This window comes from Candidatus Pelagibacter sp. (assembly GCF_052049995.1).
Lineage (GTDB): Bacteria > Pseudomonadota > Alphaproteobacteria > Pelagibacterales > Pelagibacteraceae > Pelagibacter.
The window spans coordinates 1-19,301 of record NZ_JBNGYX010000010.1; the positions used below are offsets into that span (position 1 = coordinate 1).

Consider the following 19,301-nt stretch of genomic DNA (forward strand, 5'->3'; position numbering starts at 1 on the left):
CAATAAAATAATCAATTTCTTCAAAATCTTTATCAATTTTAAATTTTCCAGAACCTGAAAAAGTTAGATTATTATTGTTAAAATTAATTTTTAATTTTTGATTATTAAAATTTATATTTTCATTAGCTTGAGGGAAGAAAATTTTTACAAAATCTTGCCTCTCCAAAACTATATTTTTTAAAAATAATTCTGAATCTATGCTTAAATCCTTATCTTTTTTATTTATAAAATATTTAATTTCATCTATTTCTCCAGTATTTAACTGAATTTGTCCCTTACCGTTAATTGATAAATTTTTGTCCTTATAATTTAAATTTAATTTATGATTATCTAGTAAAATTAGATCATCAACTTCTTGAAAATATTTATTAATTATTTTTGAATTTTTATATTTTAGCTGAGTAATATTTATATCAGAATTCAAAATAATATTTTTAACTTTGAATTTTTCATCTATTTCCAAAGAAAATTTATTATTTGTTTTAAATTTGGCATCATCAACAATTATATTTTCAAAACTTAAATTTAATAAATTTAATATATTTGAATTTAAATTTGATTGGTCATTTTCAACAATAGCATCAATTAAAAAGCTATTTTTTTTCTTTTTTAAGTAAAGTTTTTTTGAAATAAAATTTACTTCTTCTGTTTTAAAATTTATTTCATCAAAATGATAATTATCTTTTTGAAAATTGAAATTAAGATTTATATTTTTAAAATTAGCCTTATCTAAAAAATTAATACTTCCATCTTTTATCAAGCCTTTAATGATATAATCATTTTTAAGTTTGCCATTTTCATCGATGTTCAAACTCAGATCTATAATTACATGACCTTTTTTTACAATTTTTTCTAATATAAATAATTCAGGTTTGTTGGTTGTTGTACGAATAAATTTAATTAAATCATTTAATAATATAGACTTAGTTTTTAGCTCTATATTTGATGATGAGATCTTATTTTTAATTAAAGAACTGAGCGAAACTTGCGTTTTAATGCTTTCTAATGCTAAAGGTCTTTTTGCAAAATATACTGTGGTACCAATTGTTTTTGCATAAATTTTTAGTTTAAAAGGATCTAGAGTTAATTTAATTTTTTTTAAATCTATATCTATCTTTTTATTTATTAGTAAAATTCTTTTTTTAATTTGATCGTTAAATTTATCCGTCTCTATACCTATGGTGCTAAGGTAAATTGTCAAAATAACAAAAAATGTTAGAAGCAGAATAAAATATTTTAAAATATTATTTCTCATTTAATTTATAAAGCGATTGTTCCAAAAACTCGTCAATATCACCATCTAATACTTTATCAGGACTAGTGCTTTCAAAACTAGTTCTATTATCTTTTACAAGTCTGTAAGGTTGAAGAACATAAGATCTAATTTGATGCCCCCACCCTATTTCAGATTTAGCACTTTCAACATTTTGATTTTCTTCCTCTCTTTTTTTAATTTCATAATCATATAATCTTGCTTTCAACATGTTCATGCATGTTTCTTTATTTTTATGTTGAGATCTTTCATTTTGACATTGAACAACAATTTTTGAAGGAATGTGTGTTATTCTAACTGCGCTATCAGTAGTATTAACATGCTGGCCACCTGCTCCACTGGAACGATAGGTATCTATTCTTAAATCTTTTTCTAAAATTTCTATATTTATATTTTCATCTACCACTGGATAAATCCAAACACTTGCAAAACTTGTGTGCCTTCTCGCTCCGGAATCAAATGGAGATATCCTAACTAATCTATGTATACCCGACTCTTTTTTTAACCATCCAAAAACATAGTCACCATCTATTTTAATTGTTGCAGACTTTATTCCGGCCTCGTCACCTCTATGTTCACTAATTAAACTTGATTTAAAATTTTTTTTATCTGACCATTTTAAATACATTCTTCTTAGCATATCAGCCCAATCTTGACTTTCTGTGCCTCCAGCACCAGCATGTATTTCTATATAACAATTTAAAGGGTCTGCTTCATTAGATAAAAAACATTTAATTTCATTTTTTTTAACTTCACTTCTTAAGTCTTTAATATTTTGGAGAACTTCTTTTTGAACTTGCAAATTCTCCTCTTCAAACGCCAGTTGATTCAAATCATCTAAATCTTTTAGTTTTTCAAAATTTTTATTTAAAGAATTAGTTAAATCTTCATAAAATTTCTTTTCTTTGATTACTCTTTGAGAATTATTTTTATCTTGCCAAAAATTGGCACTTAGCATTTGTGAATTTAAAGATTGCAGTTTTGAATGGATATTGTTTTTTTCAAAGATACTCCTGTATTTTTTGATTTATCTTTTCAATCTCTTCTTTTAAAATTTGATAATTATTATCCATTAGTAAAACTTTAATATATTATTTGAATCTAATCTATCTGAATTTGTATAAAGTACTTTTCCATCAATTACATTTTCTTTTTTAAAAACCTCAATAATAGTATTCTTTGAGTTAAATTTTGCTTTTTGACCTGTTAAAGGGTCAACAACCATCATCACCGTGCCTTTAGCAGCCTTAAATGGTCTTGCATCATTTTTGCTTATAGAATCACTTATAAAATTTTTAAATATTGGCAAAGCCGTTTTAGATCCTGTTTCATATTTTCCTAATGGAACTGGGTTATCTGAACCAACATAAACACCAACTAGTACATTTGAGGTAAAACCTATAAACCAAGTATCTGTATTTTTATTTGTTGTTCCAGTTTTACCTGCAATATTTAAATTTAAGTCTTTTAGTTTTTTAGCAGTACCTCTTTGAACAACTCCTTCTAAAATTGATGTCATTTGAAAAGCTGTTTCTGGAGAAAAAATTTGAGTATAGTCATTTTTAATCTCTGGATAATCGTTGGTTAAATAAGAAATTTGATCACAGTTAATACATTTTCTTTTATCATTATTAAAAATAGTATTTCCCTCACTATCCTGAATTCTATCTATCAATATTGGTTCAACAAGTTTTCCTCCATTAACAAAAACTGAATAAGCAGATGTAAGTTTTAATAAAGTTGTTTCCGCGGATCCCAAAGATATTGATAAAAGTTCTTCTGGATTATCATAAATTTTTAATGCTTTTGAAAAATCAACTATTTTCTCTACACCAAGATTTTGGGCTATTCTTACTGTCATTAAATTTCTAGATTTCTCCAAACCAACTCTTAAAGTCGAAGGCCCATAAAATTTTTTTCCATAATTTTCTGGTTTCCACATTTTTAAATCATCTCCTTGGTCTAAAACCAGTGGTGCGTCTAGAACTAATGATGTTGGTGTAAAATTGTTCTCTAAAGCTAATGCATAAACAAATGGTTTAAAAGCTGATCCAGGCTGTCTTTTAGCTTGAGTTGCTCTGTTAAATTCACTTTGTTTAAAACTAAAACCACCACTTAATGCTAAAACTCTTCCCGTAAATGGATCCATCACAACAATTCCACCGTTTACCTTTGGTAATTGTTGTAAGTTAAAAATATTTTGTCTTAGATTTTTAACATAAATAATATCACCAGGTTTTAATAATTTGTTAAATTCTTTTTTTGTCCAAGAAATACTCTGATATTCAATAACACCTTCAATATTATCTTCTGTTTCTATTTCTGCTGAAAATTTATTTATCTTTTTAACTATTGCTAATTTCCAATTAATTGAATTTTCTAATTTGTACTTTTCTAAATCTTTTTTCCATTCTGAATTATAAATCTTTTTAGTAAGTGGTCCTCTCCATCCCTTTCTTTTATCATATGCAATTAATCCATCTCTAAGTGATTTTGTTGCAATTGTTTGTAAATTTAAATCTATTGGAGTATTGATATTAAAACCTTGTTTGTAGACTTTATCATAGCTCAATGTTTCAATTACGCTTTTTCTCACATCTTCAATAAAATATTGAGCGTCTTCTAAATAAATTTTTTTATTTTTTTTTAAAATTATTTCCTCTTTTGTAAGTTTTTCAAACCATTCTGAGGTTAAATAATTATTATCTAACAAATTTTTTAAAACTAAATTTCTTCTAAATTTTGCTATATCTGGATCTCTATAAGGATTATATCTACTAGGTGCTTTTGGCAATGCTGCTAATAAAGCAGCTTCTGAGTAATTTAAATCTTTAATAGATTTATCAAAATATTCTAAGCTTGCTGCAGCTACTCCATATGCTCCACTTCCAAGATAAATTTGGTTTAGATAAAGTTCTAGAATTCTTTCTTTAGATAAAGCTCTCTCTATTCTAAAAGCTAGAATTGCTTCCTTAATTTTCCTGTTTAAACTTACTTCATTTGTTAGTAAAAAGTTTTTTGCTACCTGTTGAGTAATTGTAGATGCTCCCTCTAACCTTTTAGATGACAAAATATTTGAAATATTATTTATTACTGCTCTAATAACACCTTTAGCATCAACGCCTGGATGTTTGAAAAAATTTTTATCTTCGGCAGATAAAAATGCGTTAATTACATTTTTTGGAATTGAATTAAATGGAACAAATACCCTTTTTTCCTGTGAAAAATCTGCCACCAAATCACCATTACCAGAGTAAACTTTACTGGAAACAGGAGGTTTGTAACTTTTAAGAAATTTATAATCTGGTAAATCATTAGAATAAGTCCATAAAACGCTTATTATCGAAATTGCTGATAATAGAATAAAAGAAGTAATTAAAATAAAGATATTTCTAAAAAATTTATTCATTTTAATTTCATTATATCTTGGAATTTGTTAAAGATATGGCAAGAAAATTAAACAAAATTTTAAAAAATTAAATTACTAATGAAATTAAAATTCACAAAATTATGGAAAAAAATTTATATATCGATGCTTCGCATCCTAACGAAACTAGAGTTGTTCTTAAATCAGGTGAAAATATTGAAGATTACGAGTACGAAGGTTTAAAAAACAACTTAATTAAAAATAATATTTATTTAGGCAAAGTAAGTAGAATTGAACCCTCTTTGCAAGCAGCCTTTATTGATTTTGGAAGAGAGAGGCATGGGTTTTTGTCTTTTAATGATATTCAATCAGATTATTATCAAATACCAAAAGCAGATTTAGAAAGAATTAAAGAGGAGGAAGAAAAAGCTAGAGAAGAACTTTCAAGAGAAGTCGAGGCTAAAGAAGAGGAAAATATAGCTGAAGGAAAATTAGAAATTGATGATCCTATAGAAAAGATATCAGAAGAACAATTAGAAGAAGACTCAAATAATAAAGAAAATATTACAGAAAAAGAAAATTCAGATGATGAAAAAGTAAAAAAGAAAAAGCATAGATTTAAATTTAAAAGATATAAAATTCAGGAAGTAATTAAACCTAATCAGGTAATTCTTGTACAAGTTATTAAAGACGAGCGAGGTCAAAAAGGTGCAGCTTTAAGCACTTTCATTTCTATTGCTGGCAAGTATATAGTATTAATGCCAAACACTCCTAAAGGAGGAGGTATATCAAGAAAAATATTTAATCCTGCTGATAGGAAAAAAATAAGATCAATTCTAAATGAAATTGAAATACCTAAAGAGATGGGATTAATTGTCAGAACTGCTGGAAGCAATAAAACAAAAAATGAAATAAACAGTGATTTAGAAACTTTGATTAATTCTTGGAGTCAAATAAAAGAAAATGCAATAAACTCTATTGCTCCTTCTTTAATACATCAAGAAAGTGAAATAATAAAAAGAACATTAAGAGATATGTTTGACGAAAATACCCAAAATATAGTTGTGGAAGGTAACGAGGGTTATAAAAAAGCTCAATTATTCATGAAAACAATGATGCCATCAAATGTCAAAAAAGTAAAAAAATATAGAGGGAAAATTCCACTATTTATTCAAGAAAATATCGAACAAAAGTTAAATCAAATTTTTGACTCTGAAATTAAACTAAAGTCAGGAGGATATTTAGTTATTAACCCGACAGAGGCTTTGGTTTCTATCGATATAAATTCTGGAAGTTCAATAAAAGGAAAAAATGTTGAAAGCACTGCTCTAGATACGAATATTGAAGCTGCAGAAGAAATTGCAAGACAAATAAAGATAAGAGATTTGTCTGGTTTAATCATTATAGATTTTATTGATATGCTAAGTTATGGAAATAGGAGATTAGTAGAAAGAAAACTTAAAGAAAAATGCAGGTCAGATAGAGCTAGAATTCAAATCGGAAGAATAAGTAATTTTGGTCTTCTGGAGATGTCAAGACAAAGACTGAGGGAAAGCGCAATAAAATGGAAAATTACATTAACAGACGAGTCTTTTGCTCAAAAACTTTTAAAAATTGTTGAGTTAAAAGCTGTAATTAATAAAGCTAAATTTGTTGAATTAAAAGTTTGTGAAAAAATTTCAGATTTCCTTAAAGAAAATTTTGTTAATGACTTAACTTATTTTGAGAAAAAGAATAAAATGAAAATAGATATTATTAGCGATAATTCTTTAATTATACCTGAGTACATTATAGACATAAAAAATAAATCAAAAAAGACGATAGAGCTTATAGAATATTATGAAAAATTAAAAAATTTAGAAACTCAAAATAAAGATAATAAATTTTCAGAAAAAAAAGAAAATAAAAAGATTAATAAAAAACAATATAATAAAAAAAATTATTATAAAAAAACTAAATAATTCCTTTTGATGGTGAGGATGGATTGCCCATTAAAATTTTATCTATTCTTCCAGATTTATAAGATTGTCTTCCTGCAATAACAGCATTTTTAAAAGCTAAAGCCATTTCAAATGGTTTTTTTGCTTTTGCAATAGCAGTATTAACAAGCACTCCGTCACATCCTAATTCCATTGCAATTGTAGCATCTGAAGCTTGACCCAAACCAGCATCAATAATTAATGGAAGTTTGGTTTGTTTTCTAATTATTTGAATATTAATTTTGTTTTGTATGCCTAGTCCTGATCCAATTGGTGCAGCTAGGGGCATAATTGCGTGAGCACCTGAATCCTCTAAACGCCTAGCCATTAACGGATCATCATTACAATAAACCATAACTTTAAAACCTTCTTTAGCGAGAACTTCTGTGGATTTTAAAGTTTCAATCATGTCTGGAAATAAATTCTTTTTATCTCCTAAAACTTCTAATTTAACTAACTTCCAACCACCTATTTCTCTTGCTAATCTCAAAGTTCTCAAAGCCTCTTTTGAATTAAAACATCCAGCAGTATTGGGTAAATATGTAATTTTTTTTGGATCAATATAATCCATAAGCAAAGGCTTATTTTTATCTGAAATATTTACCCTTCTTACAGCAACTGTTACGATTTCTGCTCCTGAGAGTTTAATTGCTTTTGCGCACTCAGATAAACTTTTATATTTTCCTGTTCCAACGATTAATCTGGAATTAAATTTTTTATTCGCAATAATTAGACTATCTTTTTTCACGTTAACCACCTCCAATAAAATGAACTATTTCAATTTTATCATTTTTATTTAATTTTATTTTATTAATTTTTTTTTTATCTATTATTTCTTCGTTAAGCTCAATAGCTACTTTATTTAATGGAATTTTTAGATTTTTTAATACTACAGAAAGGGCAGAATCTTGATTTATAGATTTGATTTTACCATTTATTTTAATTTTTATTTTTTTTATTTTTTTCATCGTATATAAGTGCTGAATGAATAATAAAATAATTATTATTAATGGTCCAAATCTTAATCTATTAGGGGAAAGAGAACAATCACAATATGGATCAACTACGTTTGAACAACTTAAAGAAAATTGTTCTAAAAAAGGACAAGAAATTGGTATTGATATTGAATTTGCTCAATCTAATATTGAAGGAGAGCTTGTTAATATAATTCAAGATGCTAGGAAAAAATTTGATGGTATGATAATAAATGCTGCTGCATTTACTCATACATCTGTGGCAATAAGAGATGCTCTAGATTTATTTAAAAAACCAATAATCGAGCTACATCTATCTAATATTTATAAAAGAGAAGAATTTAGACATAAATCACTTATAAGTGATGTGGTAACTGGAGGAATTTTTGGATTAGGTGCTGAAGGATATATTTTGGCCATAATTTCATTACAAAAGACTTTGCATAATGAAAATAGATAAAAAAATAATTAAAGAGTTAAGTGATTATTTAAAAGAATTTAATCTTACTGAAATAGAGATAACTGAAAAGGATACAAAAATTAAAGTATCAAAAAATAATGTTTCAATAAGTAATCAACCTCAAGTTACTTCGTCCTCATCTCCTGCATCAAGTTCAGCACCTTCTCAAACTCAAAATATTAAATCAGGAACTGAAATTACTTCACCTATAATTGGAACTGCCTATCATGCTCCAGAACCAGGTGCAAAAAAATTTGTTGAGATTGGAAAAAAAATTAAAAAAGGTGATACAATAATGATTGTTGAGGCAATGAAAACCATGAATCATGTTCCTTCAACAGCAGATGGTGTAGTAAAAGAAATTTGTGTTGAAGACGGTCAACCTGTTGAATTTGGTCAAACCCTTATTATCATAGAATAAATAATGTTTAAAAAAATCTTAATTGCAAACCGTGGGGAAATTGCGGTTAGAATTATTAGAGCTTGTAAAGAATGGGGAATTCCTACTGTAGCTGTTCATTCTGATGTAGATAGAGAAAGTATGCACGTAAGGATGGCAGATGAAAGTGTCTGTATTGGTTCACATCAACCTGCAAATAGTTATTTAAATATTCCTGCTTTAATGTCAGCTATAGAACTTACTAATGCTGACGCAGTACATCCCGGCTATGGCTTTCTTTCTGAAAATGCAAACTTCGCAAAAATTTTAGAGGAGAATAAGATTACTTTTATAGGAGCCTCATCAAAACATATTGAAATGATGGGTGATAAAATCCAAGCAAAAAGAATAGCTAAAGAAAATGGATTACCTGTTATTGAAGGTTCTGAAGGCGGTGTAAAAGATGTTTCTGAAGCAAAAGAACTTTGTAAAAAAATTGGTTTTCCTGTCTTAATTAAAGCCTCAGGTGGAGGAGGAGGTAAAGGTATGAAAATAGTTGATAAAGAAGAAGAATTTGAAACGTTGTTTTCAACCGCTAAATCTGAAGCAAAGAAATACTTTGGTAATGACGAAGTTTACATTGAAAAATTTTTCCAAAATCCAAGACATATTGAGGTTCAAATATTAGCTGGAAAAAATAGAGCTGTTCACCTTCATGAGAGAGATTGTTCAGTTCAAAGAAGACATCAAAAATTAATAGAGGAAACACCAAGTCCAGTTTTAAATAATGAAATAAGAAAAGATTTATTTGAGAGAACAGTAAAAATGGTAGCTAAAATAGGTTATATGGGGGCTGGCACTGTTGAGTTTATATATGAAGATGGAAAATTTTATTTCCTTGAAATGAATACAAGAGTTCAAGTTGAACATCCTGTAACTGAGATGGTTACAGGCATTGATATAATTAAAGAGCAAATTTGGATTGCTTTTTCAGGAGAAACTGCTTTGAAACAAAGCGATATAAATCCTAGAGGACATGCAATTGAATGTAGAATAAATGCTGAGGATGCTAGTAAAAACTTTCAGCCTTCGCCTGGAGTTATTACTATGTGTCATCAACCATCTGGTTTTAGAACACGAGTAGATGGCGCAATATTTCAAGGATATAAGGTAACACCATATTACGATAGTATGGTTTGTAAGTTAATTTGTCATGGAAGAAATAGAATGGAAGCAATTCAGAGAATGAATAGATCTTTAGATGAATTTGTCATTGAAGGAATAACTACAACAATACCTCTACATAAAAAATTACTAAATCATAAAAAATTTATCAATTCAGATTTTAATGTTAGTTGGATAGATAAAGATTCAATTGTTTAATAACATTTCACAAGCCAAACATCGTAAACAGGATGATCAAAAGGTGCGATTGATGGGCTTGATGAAAACATCCAACCATTAAATACATAAACCTCATCATTACTTTTATTTGTTAAATCCCTAACCTGAATATACGCAGTTATTTCTGGATTATCATCAAATTCTGAATTTTTGCATTTGAGGCTTTTAATAGATAAATCTTTAAATTTTTTTAATTCTCCATTTTTGAGTTTAATCAAAATATTTTTAGAACTTATTTTGTCCAAAATTTTTATATCAGTAAAATTTCCCTCCAAATTACTCTTTGAATTTGAACTTAAAACTAAACAAAAATAAAATAAAAAAACTAAATAAATTAATTTAAAATTATTCTTTCCAACTTGAGTATTTCTTTTTAACACCATCTTTATTTTTATTTGGATAATATGCTGCGTCAGTTCCAGTTAAATTTTCTTGATGCGGTTTTTGCCAATCGTATTTTTCTAATGTGTGTTTTTTTTCAATTTTATTAGGTGTAAAATGAATCCAAGAATACCATTCTACTGGAATTTTTGATGCGTCAATTGTGTTTGAATAGATAACCCATCTTTTTCCGTTTTTACTCTCATAATATTTGTTACCTAGCTCATCAGTACCTACTAGTTTTCCAAAAAAAATAGTTTTAAGTCTTGTTCCAAAAGTATCTTGATTCCACCATGTGAAAATTTTTTTTAAGAGTGTCAACATAATATTTTTTTATTTATTCAATTAAAAATTGTAAAATTTAAATTAGACTAAAATATGAATATGTATATAAATTAATTGATTCATTATTCAAATTAAAATTTAAGTTGAGGTAAAATGGCAAAGTATTTAGTTGAAACTTTTTATACCTGTACATTTAAAGTAAATCATTATTTAGATGATATTAACGAGGCAGAGCTAAAAAATTTAGAAAAAAGAGATGATGGTAAATTTGAAGTTTTAGACGTAAAACTTGATAACAGAAAAACAAAAAGTTTAGACCCTAAAAATAATAAAGTCCTTGAAAACAACAAAGTAGAAGTAGTTACTGAAATAGATAAAAAAAGCCCAATAAATAAAGAGAGTATAATAACAACTATAAACACTGCTAACGATAAGTCAGGCAAAAGATTTAGCATGCCTGACAGAAGAAAAGGATATATTCAAAAAGCTACTATTGGTGACCACAAAGTTTACCTTCATACAGGAGAATATGAAGATGGAAAAATTGGAGAAATATTTATTGATACTAGTAAAGAAGGTGAGCTTGTAAAAGCTTTAATGAATAATTTTGCAATTGCTGTTTCTCTAGGACTTCAATATGGTGTTCCGTTAGATGAGTTTATAAGTGCATTTGTAGGTACAAAATTTGAACCATCAGGCAAAGTCCATGGTAATGATAGAATTCTAAGCGCTACATCAATTTTAGATTATATTTTTAGAGAATTAGCTATTTCATATCAAAATCGAGAGGATCTGGCCCATACTCCGGCTATTGGAGGAAATGATGCAATCAATCCAGAAAATCAGAACTCTGAGGATCAAAATCAATTATTGAAAATTGTAAAAGATATTACTAGCAAAGGTTTCGTTAGAAACAATTATAAAAAAAATTTAGTTGATCTTTCAGATGTAAAAATAAATTTAAAAGGTAAAAAATAATTTATTTTTTAGTTTTTAAATTTAAATTTAATTCTTTCAATTGATCTGGATTTACCTCAGATGGTGCATTCATCATCAAATCTTGTGCGTTTTGGTTCATTGGAAACATAGTAACTTCCCTAATATTTTTTTCATTAGCTAGTAACATTACAATTCTATCAATACCAGGTGCTATTCCTCCGTGCGGTGGTGCGCCATAACTAAGTGCATTAATCATACCACTAAATTTTTCATCTACTTGATTTTTATCATATCCTGCAATCGAGAAAAGTTTATACATAAGTTCTGGTTTATGATTTCTAATTGCTCCAGAGGATAATTCTATGCCATTACAAACTATATCGTATTGATAAGCAAGTATATCTAAAGGGTTTTCAAAATCTTTTTCACTTAAATCACCTTGAGGCATTGAAAATGGATTGTGACTAAATTCAATTTTGTTTGTTGACTCATCTTTTTCAAACATTGGATAATCTACAATCCAGCAAAATGCGAAAACATTTTCATCAATTAAATCTAGATCTTTTGCAATTTTATCTCTTGCTAGTGCAGTAATTTTTTCTAATTCGTCTTGTTTTCCACAAGCCATGAAAATACTATCCCCTATTTCACAGTTTGTTTTTTTCATGATTTCAACCAATGCATCTTGAGAAAAGAATTTTCCTACAGGGCCTTTTGCTGAAATATCATTATCTTTTTCAAAAGTGAAATAAGCTAAACCAGAAGCGCCTTCTTCTTTTGCCCATTTATCAATATTATCAAAAAAACTTCTAGGCTTATCTTTCGTATTTTTGGTAACGATACATCTTACTTTAGATCCAGATTTAACTAATTTTTTAAATATTTCAAATGAAACATCTTCTCTTATAAAAATTTCAGTTATATCATTTACAATTAGTGGGTTTCTCAAATCTGGTTTATCAGTACCAAATTTAAGCATTGCTTCCTTATATGAAATCTTTGGAAATTTATCAAACATCAGTTTTTTGGTAGAAAAATTTTTAAATGTATTAACCATTAACTTTTCAACAACATTAAATACATCCTCTTGTTCAACAAATGACATTTCTAAATCTAATTGATAAAACTCCCCAGGACTTCTGTCTGCTCTTGCATCTTCATCTCTGAAACAAGGTGCGATTTGAAAGTATCTATCAAAGCCTGAAACCATAATTAATTGTTTAAATTGCTGAGGAGCTTGTGGTAACGCATAAAATTTTCCAGGATTTAAACGACTAGGTACTAAAAAATCTCTAGCACCCTCTGGACTAGATGAGGTTAAAATTGGAGTTTGAAATTCTAAAAAACCTAATTTAGTCATTTCCTTTCTGATGTATGAAATTACTTTAGATCTTAAAATAATATTTTCGTGAATTTTTTTTCTTCTTAAATCTAAGAATCTATATTTCAATCTTATTTCTTCTGCATATTCTTGATCACTAAAGATCGGCATAGGTAGCTCTTTACAAGTACCTAGAACTTCATGCTTCTCAATAACAACCTCTATTTCACCTGTGTCAATTTCAGAATTAATTGTTTCTTTAGATCTGTTAACAACTCTCCCCTCAACTTTAATTACTGTTTCTAATTGCATTTTTTCTAAATCAGAAAAATATTTATTATCTTTATCAATTATACATTGGGTAATTCCGTAATTATCTCTTAAATCAATAAATAATAAGTTCCCATGATCCCTTTTTTTATTTATCCAGCCTGCAAGAGAAATTTTTTTATCTAAATCCTCTTTTCTTAATTCATTACAGTTATGTGTTCTGTATTTATTCAATTAAACCTCTAATGCTTCTCTAATAATTTTAAAATCGATTGGTTTCTTTCTTTTTAAACTAATCTCGTCGATTTTATATATGAAATCAGAAATTTTGCCATAAGTTCTATCTATTCTCTTAATTATAAATTCGATAAGTTTTTGGTCTATTGATATCTGACGATCAGAAAAATTTTTTAGTAATAATGCATAGATTAAATCGTCACTAGGTTTTTCAATTTGAGATAAAATAAAACTAGTAGATCTTGAATTAAGATCATTTAGATTAAATTTAAAGTCAACTATTGGTACTTTTGAAGTTACTATTAAATACTTATTATCCTGATCTATTATATTAATAAGTGTAAATAATAAATTTTCATTTATTTTTTCAGTTAAATCCTCAACAACAATATTTTCATATATTTTAGATTTTTTAATTAAATCATTATTAATATCTTCTGCCTTAATTTTAATTCCACCATACTTTTCCAAAAATATATTTATTAAATGACTTTTTCCTGAAAACTTTTCACCTATTAAATTTATGAAATTTTTATCCCATTTTGGCCAACTATTTAAAAGGCTAAAAGAATATTCGTTGCTTTTTGAAACATAAAAATCCTGATCTTTAAAATTTTGCTCATAATCGAATTTAAGTATTTGCTGATTAAGATTTGTCATTTAAAACCCAAACTTTATTTTTAATTTCAAAATCATAATTTTGATAACTCATAACCTCTAAAAATTTATCAGGTGTTCCGTTAAAAATAACTTTATAAAAATTATTTTGATTATCAAATTTATAAATGTAAAAATTATATATTAAATCCATATTGGATAAAATTTTTTCAAAATTATTTATTTTTATATTATTGGAATTGTTTATAGAAATATTTAAAGATAACTTTACTGAAGTATTAATTTGATTTTGCGATTTCCAAAAATCTTCATATATTAATTTTAAATTATCAATAAATTTAAATATCTCTTCATCATCATCAAAATTAACTTCAGTATAATTTAAATTTTTTAAATTGTTTTTCTGATTGAAAAAGATTTTGCTAAATACTCTTATTTTATTATTATCTTTAAACACAATCATAATTATGTGATCATTGAGGTTGTATTTATTTATAATTTCTTCAAAGTTATAAGTTTCCAAATTATTAATATTTCTTTTAATCATGCTAAAATCATCAAGATCTTGTGTGGGTAAGATATAATTTAAAAGACTGTATTTTTTATTATTTGAATTCCAGCTGGAAAATAACTTATTTTCAGAGAATATTGAAACTTGATTTTTATTCTGATCAACAAAAACCGGAATGAATAAGAAATCTTTTTTTAAAGGTAAAGATGGAAATATATTTTTCGTTTCTAATAAATCAAATATATTTTTTTTATTAAATGAAACATTTAGGGAAAGATAATAAATTTCATCAATAAATTTTTCTTCTTTAATAGAGAAAGTTTCGATCATTCCTTTTATTTGATTAATTGTTATATTTTTTAATTTTATTTGATCTTTGCTTTGAACAATTGAAAAAATTAGTTCATTAAATGCCTTTACAAATCCTTTGTCGATAATTTCATTTTTATTAAAATTTATCTCAAAAGGTGTTGATATTTCAATATCATTTACAGAAAATGTCTTTGCATGACTAAATCCTGTGGAAAAGAAAATATTTATTAAAGCAAGTAATAAAAAAAAATTATATAAAAGCTTTAATTTATAAAGTTGAGAAATAAATTTCATAAAACATATTAATGAATAAAAAAAAATTTACCTATAAAAAAAGTGGAGTTAACATAAAAGCTGCTGACAAATTTGTTAATTTTATTTCTACATTTTCAACAAAAAAAAGAGGCAAAAAAAAGTTTTCTAATATAGGGGGCTTTGGTTCCATTACAAACATACCATATAATATAAAAAAACCTAAAATCGTAGCCTGTACCGACGGTGTGGGAACTAAAATTGAAATTGCTAATAACTTAAATAAATTTGATACTATTGGGATTGACCTAGTTGCTATGAGTGTAAATGATTTAATCGTTCAAGGTGCTAAGCCGTTACTTTTCTTAGATTATATATCTATAAATAAAATTGATTTAAAAAAACTTAAAGCAATTATAAAAGGGATTAAAAAAGGTTGTGATCAATCGGAATGTGAACTCGTCGGTGGAGAAACTGCTGAAATGCCTGATACCTACGAAAAAGGGAAATTTGATATTGCAGGTTTTGCTGTGGGAGTTGTTGGAAAAAATAAAATTTTAAATAAAAATAAAATAAAAAAAAATAATCTTATAATAGCGATCCCTTCTAATGGTTTACACTCTAATGGATATTCACTTGTAAGATATTTATTAAAACAAAAAAAAATAAATATTAAAAAAAATAAATTTTTAAAGTCTGAGCTTTTAAAACCTACTAAAATATATGTGAAAGAAATAATGAATTTAATAAACAAAAACTTAATTAATGGTTGTGCGAATATAACTGGTGGAGGATTATCTGATAATATAAAAAGAATTATACCAGATAAACTTTCTGCTAATATTAATTTAAATCAAATTAAAACTTCTAAAATATTTAATTGGCTTAAAAATAATGGAATTTCAGATAAAGAAATGCTCAAAACATTTAATTGTGGCGTAGGTTTTTGTATAGTTATAGAGCAGAAAAATTTGAAAAAAATAGGTAAATTTTTTTCAAAAGAATACAAGCCATATGTCATTGGAAATATTTCAGAAGATAAAAACAAAGTCATGCTAAATGGTTCGATCAACTGGTTACAATAAAACTAGAACTGCTGTATTAATCTCAGGTACAGGAAGTAATTTAAAATCTCTCATTAAATTTTCAAAAACCATTAAATCTCCTATATCCATTGATTTTGTTATTTCAAACAATTCCAAAGCAGGGGGTTTAAATTACGCTAAAAAATTTAAAATAAAAAAAAAAGTTTTAAATTTTAAAAATAAAAATTTAAGTGAAAAAAAGTTACTTTCCATTTTAAAAATCAACAATATTGATATGATATGTCTTGCTGGTTTCATGAAAATTTTATCATTAAATTTTATCAAAAAATTTAAAGGAAAAATTTTAAATATACACCCCTCTTTACTTCCAAAATACAAAGGGTTAAATACTCACAAAAGAGTATTAAATAACAAGGAAAAATACTCAGGATGTACTGTTCATTTTGTAAATTCTAAATTAGATTCTGGAAAAATTATTTTACAAAAAAAAGTCAAAATTTCAAAAAAAGAAACTGAAACATCTCTTGCTAAAAAAATTTTAGTTCAAGAACATAAATTGTACCCAAAGGCTATATTAAAAATTTTTAATTATTAAAGAAAAAATCTATTTCAATTTTAGCATTTTCAATACTGTCTGATCCATGCACAGAATTTTTATCTATCGAAATTCCATATTTTTTTCTAATAGTACCTTCTTCTGCATCTTTTGGATTTGTAGCACCCATTAGTTCTCTATTTCCTAAAACTGCATTATCTTTTTCAAGAACCATCACAACAATTGGGCCTGATGATAAATAGGCACATAAATCATTATAAAATGGCTTAGTTTCATGCACTTTATAAAATTTTTCAGCTTCTGATTTTTCAATTTGGATTTTTTTTTCTTTTAAAATTCTAAAACCATTACTTTTAAACATTTCTTTGATTTCATTTTCTATATTTCTCTCAACTGCATCTGGTTTAATAATTGATAATGTTTGTTCTAAATTACTCATAATGATCCTCTATTAGTTTATTTAATAATCTCACTCCATAACCTGTTGCACCACCAGAATTTAATGCTCCACCGTATTTTGAAAAAGCCATTCCAGCTATATCCAAATGTGCCCAAGGTGTTTTGTTTAAAATAAATCTTTGCAAAAATTGAGCAGCGGTTGTTGACCCTGCTCCTCCAACATAATTTATATTTTGCATATCTGCATTTTTGGAGTCAATTAATTTATCAAAATTTTTATTTAATGGCATTCTCCAAACTTTTTCTTCTACACTCTCTCCTGCATCAATTAATTGTTTGCTTAATTTATCATCATTTGAAAATAAACCTGCGTATTCAGAACCAAGAGAAACAATGATTGCTCCGGTTAAAGTTGCGAGATCTACTATAAATTTTGGATTAAATCTTTCTTCTGTATAAGTTAATGCATCTGCTAACACCAATCTTCCTTCTGCATCTGTATTTAATATTTCAACAGTTTTTCCGCTATAAGACTTTACAATATCTCCTGGTCTTTGTGCGTTTCCTCCTGGCATATTTTCAACTAAACCAACAACACCTACTGCATTCACTTTTGCTTTTCGTAAGGCTAAACTTTTCATTAAACCAACAACAACAGCAGATCCCGCCATATCATATGTCATATCCTCCATAAACTTAGCGGGTTTTAAAGAAATACCTCCTGTATCAAAACAAACTCCTTTTCCAACAAAAGCCAAAGGTTTAGATCTGTCTTTTAAACCATTCCATTCTATAGTTACTAAATAAGATCCTCTAATACTCCCTTGACCTACACCTAACAATGTATTCATTCCTAGTTTTTTTAATTTTTTTTCGTCATAAATGACTATCTTTAAGCCAAATTTTCTAAGAGATTTTAATCTTCGGGCATATTCATCAGGATGCAAAACATTTCCAGGCTCAGACACCAAGTCTCTGGTGAAAAAAGTGCCTTCTTCTATAGAATTGAATTTAACTTGATCCCTAGTAGAAGTTTTCTTTTTACCAATAACATTTACTGAGAAATAGTTTTTACTTTTTTTGGATTTATATTTTTCAAACTTATAGGATTTCAATCTCATACCATGTAAAAAGTATCCAATAGAATTTTCTGATCTATTAGATATTGTGTCTGAATTTAATATAAATTCATTTCGATTATTTTCTTTAAACAAGTCATAAAATTTTGCACCCAAGTTCTCTAAATCTGAACTTGTGATAAGTTTTTTCAATGAAATTAAAATTATTTTTCTTTTTGAGTTAATATCAAAAATTAATATTTTTTTCTTAAGATCTTTAGTTTTTATAAGATCTTGAATATAAGAAAATTCTGGTTTCGAAAGATGTTTTTTTAGAGTTAGGATATTAAATTTTTCATCAACAAATAATACTAAATTAGAGGAGTTTTTTTTTAATGAACTGCTTTTATAGTTAATTACGATTGGCATAAATTTAAAGTACACTCTATAAGAGTAGAGTGGTATATATTGTCAAAATTAAGATTTTTCAATGAAAAAAATATTATATAGAAAATTACTATTGGACTATATGAGCTTTTTTTTAATTGCTCTAATAAGCTCAAGTACAATTATATGGGTTTTTCAGGCAGTGAATTTTCTAGATATAATGATTGAAGACGGTAGGGACTATATGGTTTACATAAGTTATTCACTGTTAAATTTTCCAAAAATATTAAGTAAATTATACCCTTTTGTGTTATTTTTTAGTTTATTTTATGTATTGTCTAAATATGAACTCAATAATGAATTAATTATATTTTGGAACTTTGGAGTTGATAAATTACAGTTTATAAATTTTATTCTTAAAATTTCCCTCTTTTTATTTTTTATTCAAATTATATTTACAAGTTTTGTGGTACCTAAATCTCAAGATATTGCTAGATCTTTTTTAAGAGAGTCAAATGTTAATTTTTTAGGAAACTTTATTAAACCAAAAAGATTTAATGATACTATAAAGGATGTAACTATATACAGTGAAAGAAAAGATGAAAATGGTTATCTTTATAACCTATTTATCAAAAAAGACATTAGTACAGAAAACTTTGAAATTACCTATGCAAAAAAAGGTATTTTCAGAGAAGTAAACTCTAATCCATTATTAATACTCTTTGACGGAGAAACAATATCAAATAAAAATAACAAAATAACAAATTTTAGTTTTTCAAAGTCAGATTTTTTATTAAGTAATTTAAAGGCAAATACAATTACAGTTAAAAAAACACAAGAATTATCTACCATAGATATTTTACAATGTATAGTTCACTTATATAAATTAGATC

20 protein-coding genes are annotated in these 19,301 nt (G+C 26.5%); 8 read left to right on the plus strand and 12 right to left on the minus strand.

The window, feature by feature from the left end; translation table 11 throughout:
• From ACTT9Y_RS06460 to ACTT9Y_RS06470, 3 genes are all read right to left on the minus strand, one after another.
• Positions 1-1,201 (minus strand): hypothetical protein (locus ACTT9Y_RS06460; RefSeq protein ID WP_440933536.1); only part of this gene is annotated, 1,201 nt, incomplete at its 3' end.
• A gap of 43 nt (positions 1,202-1,244) precedes the next feature.
• Positions 1,245-2,300 carry a peptide chain release factor 2 gene (gene prfB / locus ACTT9Y_RS06465; protein ID WP_440933555.1) on the minus strand — a complete coding sequence of 352 codons (1,056 nt, stop codon included), beginning with the start codon at positions 2,298-2,300 and terminating at the stop codon, positions 1,245-1,247.
• A gap of 45 nt (positions 2,301-2,345) precedes the next feature.
• Positions 2,346-4,682, minus strand: coding sequence for a penicillin-binding protein 1A (locus ACTT9Y_RS06470; protein WP_440933537.1), 2,337 nt, complete (start codon positions 4,680-4,682; stop codon positions 2,346-2,348).
• Between the two features lie 101 nt (positions 4,683-4,783).
• On the opposite strand from ACTT9Y_RS06470, the gene ACTT9Y_RS06475 reads away from it, so the two are divergent.
• Positions 4,784-6,601, plus strand: coding sequence for an Rne/Rng family ribonuclease (locus tag ACTT9Y_RS06475; protein WP_440933538.1), 1,818 nt, complete (start codon positions 4,784-4,786; stop codon positions 6,599-6,601).
• Here ACTT9Y_RS06475 and ACTT9Y_RS06480 read toward each other — a convergent pair.
• Positions 6,594-7,367: a thiazole synthase gene (locus ACTT9Y_RS06480; protein WP_440933539.1), complete on the minus strand. Its 774-nt coding sequence runs from the start codon at positions 7,365-7,367 to the stop codon at positions 6,594-6,596. The genes ACTT9Y_RS06475 and ACTT9Y_RS06480 overlap by 8 nt on opposite strands.
• 1 nt (position 7,368) lies before the next feature.
• A complete protein-coding gene (gene thiS, locus ACTT9Y_RS06485) occupies positions 7,369-7,587 on the minus strand; it encodes a sulfur carrier protein ThiS (RefSeq protein ID WP_440933540.1) in 219 nt (72 codons plus the stop codon).
• A gap of 16 nt (positions 7,588-7,603) precedes the next feature.
• Here thiS and aroQ point away from each other — a divergent pair, with 16 nt between their 5' ends.
• From aroQ to accC, 3 genes are read left to right on the plus strand one after another with little or no spacing between them, the layout of a single operon-like run.
• Entirely contained in the window at positions 7,604-8,053 is a 450-nt protein-coding gene (gene aroQ / locus ACTT9Y_RS06490; protein ID WP_440933541.1) for a type II 3-dehydroquinate dehydratase, read from the plus strand.
• Positions 8,040-8,474, plus strand: coding sequence for an acetyl-CoA carboxylase biotin carboxyl carrier protein (gene accB / locus ACTT9Y_RS06495; protein ID WP_440933542.1), 435 nt, complete (start codon positions 8,040-8,042; stop codon positions 8,472-8,474). Before aroQ ends, accB begins: the two co-directional genes overlap by 14 nt.
• Positions 8,475-8,477: 3 nt before the next feature.
• A complete protein-coding gene (accC, locus tag ACTT9Y_RS06500) occupies positions 8,478-9,815 on the plus strand; it encodes an acetyl-CoA carboxylase biotin carboxylase subunit (protein WP_440933543.1) in 1,338 nt (445 codons plus the stop codon).
• Here accC and ACTT9Y_RS06505 read toward each other — a convergent pair.
• The gene (locus ACTT9Y_RS06505) at positions 9,812-10,219 is read right to left on the minus strand and encodes a DUF2155 domain-containing protein (protein ID WP_440933544.1); all 408 of its coding nucleotides are present in this window, start codon (positions 10,217-10,219) and stop codon (positions 9,812-9,814) included. The two genes, accC and ACTT9Y_RS06505, sit on opposite strands and share 4 nt — an antisense overlap.
• Positions 10,182-10,541, minus strand: a complete 360-nt coding sequence (locus ACTT9Y_RS06510; RefSeq protein WP_440933545.1) for an NADH-ubiquinone oxidoreductase subunit NDUFA12 family protein — start codon at positions 10,539-10,541, stop codon at positions 10,182-10,184. The genes ACTT9Y_RS06505 and ACTT9Y_RS06510 overlap by 38 nt, the downstream gene beginning before the upstream one ends.
• 114 nt (positions 10,542-10,655) lie before the next feature.
• Between ACTT9Y_RS06510 and ACTT9Y_RS06515 the strand changes: the two genes are divergently transcribed.
• Complete coding sequence (locus ACTT9Y_RS06515) at positions 10,656-11,480, plus strand: TSCPD domain-containing protein (protein WP_440933546.1); 825 nt, start codon at positions 10,656-10,658, stop codon at positions 11,478-11,480.
• A gap of 1 nt (position 11,481) precedes the next feature.
• On the opposite strand, the gene aspS is transcribed toward ACTT9Y_RS06515, so the two are convergent.
• Genes aspS through ACTT9Y_RS06530 form a run of 3 tightly spaced genes read right to left on the minus strand, consistent with a single transcriptional unit; the run spans position 11,482 to position 15,004 of the window.
• A complete protein-coding gene (gene aspS, locus ACTT9Y_RS06520) occupies positions 11,482-13,266 on the minus strand; it encodes an aspartate--tRNA ligase (RefSeq protein ID WP_440933547.1) in 1,785 nt (594 codons plus the stop codon).
• Positions 13,267-13,929: a DNA replication protein gene (locus ACTT9Y_RS06525; RefSeq protein WP_440933548.1), complete on the minus strand. Its 663-nt coding sequence runs from the start codon at positions 13,927-13,929 to the stop codon at positions 13,267-13,269.
• Positions 13,916-15,004 (minus strand): hypothetical protein, encoded by a 1,089-nt coding sequence (locus tag ACTT9Y_RS06530; RefSeq protein ID WP_440933549.1) that lies wholly within the window; start codon positions 15,002-15,004, stop codon positions 13,916-13,918. Before ACTT9Y_RS06530 ends, ACTT9Y_RS06525 begins: the two co-directional genes overlap by 14 nt.
• Positions 15,005-15,015: 11 nt before the next feature.
• On the opposite strand from ACTT9Y_RS06530, the gene purM reads away from it, so the two are divergent.
• The gene (gene purM / locus ACTT9Y_RS06535; protein WP_440933550.1) at positions 15,016-16,047 is read left to right on the plus strand and encodes a phosphoribosylformylglycinamidine cyclo-ligase; all 1,032 of its coding nucleotides are present in this window, start codon (positions 15,016-15,018) and stop codon (positions 16,045-16,047) included.
• On the plus strand, positions 16,022-16,603 hold the full coding sequence (purN, locus tag ACTT9Y_RS06540) for a phosphoribosylglycinamide formyltransferase (RefSeq protein ID WP_440933551.1): 582 nt from the start codon (positions 16,022-16,024) through the stop codon (positions 16,601-16,603). The genes purM and purN overlap by 26 nt, the downstream gene beginning before the upstream one ends.
• Here the strand turns inward: purN and ndk are convergent.
• Entirely contained in the window at positions 16,593-17,003 is a 411-nt protein-coding gene (gene ndk / locus ACTT9Y_RS06545; RefSeq protein ID WP_440933552.1) for a nucleoside-diphosphate kinase, read from the minus strand. The two genes, purN and ndk, sit on opposite strands and share 11 nt — an antisense overlap.
• Positions 16,996-18,450, minus strand: a complete 1,455-nt coding sequence (locus ACTT9Y_RS06550) for a leucyl aminopeptidase (RefSeq protein ID WP_440933553.1) — start codon at positions 18,448-18,450, stop codon at positions 16,996-16,998. The genes ndk and ACTT9Y_RS06550 overlap by 8 nt, the downstream gene beginning before the upstream one ends.
• A gap of 61 nt (positions 18,451-18,511) precedes the next feature.
• Here ACTT9Y_RS06550 and ACTT9Y_RS06555 point away from each other — a divergent pair.
• Positions 18,512-19,301: LptF/LptG family permease (locus ACTT9Y_RS06555; RefSeq protein WP_440933554.1), on the plus strand; the 790-nt coding region annotated here is incomplete at its 3' end.

Coding starts and splice junctions, on each gene's coding strand:
- ACTT9Y_RS06515 (WP_440933546.1), top strand. CDS start 10,656: ATGGCAAAGTATTTAGTTGAAACTTTTTATACCTGTACATTTAAAGTA.
- ndk (WP_440933552.1), bottom strand. CDS start 17,003: ATGAGTAATTTAGAACAAACATTATCAATTATTAAACCAGATGCAGTT.
- purM (WP_440933550.1), top strand. CDS start 15,016: ATGAATAAAAAAAAATTTACCTATAAAAAAAGTGGAGTTAACATAAAA.
- aroQ (WP_440933541.1), top strand. CDS start 7,604: ATGAATAATAAAATAATTATTATTAATGGTCCAAATCTTAATCTATTA.
- accB (WP_440933542.1), top strand. CDS start 8,040: ATGAAAATAGATAAAAAAATAATTAAAGAGTTAAGTGATTATTTAAAA.
- purN (WP_440933551.1), top strand. CDS start 16,022: ATGGTTCGATCAACTGGTTACAATAAAACTAGAACTGCTGTATTAATC.
- ACTT9Y_RS06475 (WP_440933538.1), top strand. CDS start 4,784: ATGGAAAAAAATTTATATATCGATGCTTCGCATCCTAACGAAACTAGA.
- accC (WP_440933543.1), top strand. CDS start 8,478: ATGTTTAAAAAAATCTTAATTGCAAACCGTGGGGAAATTGCGGTTAGA.
- ACTT9Y_RS06510 (WP_440933545.1), bottom strand. CDS start 10,541: ATGTTGACACTCTTAAAAAAAATTTTCACATGGTGGAATCAAGATACT.
- ACTT9Y_RS06530 (WP_440933549.1), bottom strand. CDS start 15,004: ATGAAATTTATTTCTCAACTTTATAAATTAAAGCTTTTATATAATTTT.
- thiS (WP_440933540.1), bottom strand. CDS start 7,587: ATGAAAAAAATAAAAAAAATAAAAATTAAAATAAATGGTAAAATCAAA.
- ACTT9Y_RS06525 (WP_440933548.1), bottom strand. CDS start 13,929: ATGACAAATCTTAATCAGCAAATACTTAAATTCGATTATGAGCAAAAT.
- ACTT9Y_RS06505 (WP_440933544.1), bottom strand. CDS start 10,219: ATGGTGTTAAAAAGAAATACTCAAGTTGGAAAGAATAATTTTAAATTA.
- ACTT9Y_RS06550 (WP_440933553.1), bottom strand. CDS start 18,450: ATGCCAATCGTAATTAACTATAAAAGCAGTTCATTAAAAAAAAACTCC.
- ACTT9Y_RS06470 (WP_440933537.1), bottom strand. CDS start 4,682: ATGAATAAATTTTTTAGAAATATCTTTATTTTAATTACTTCTTTTATT.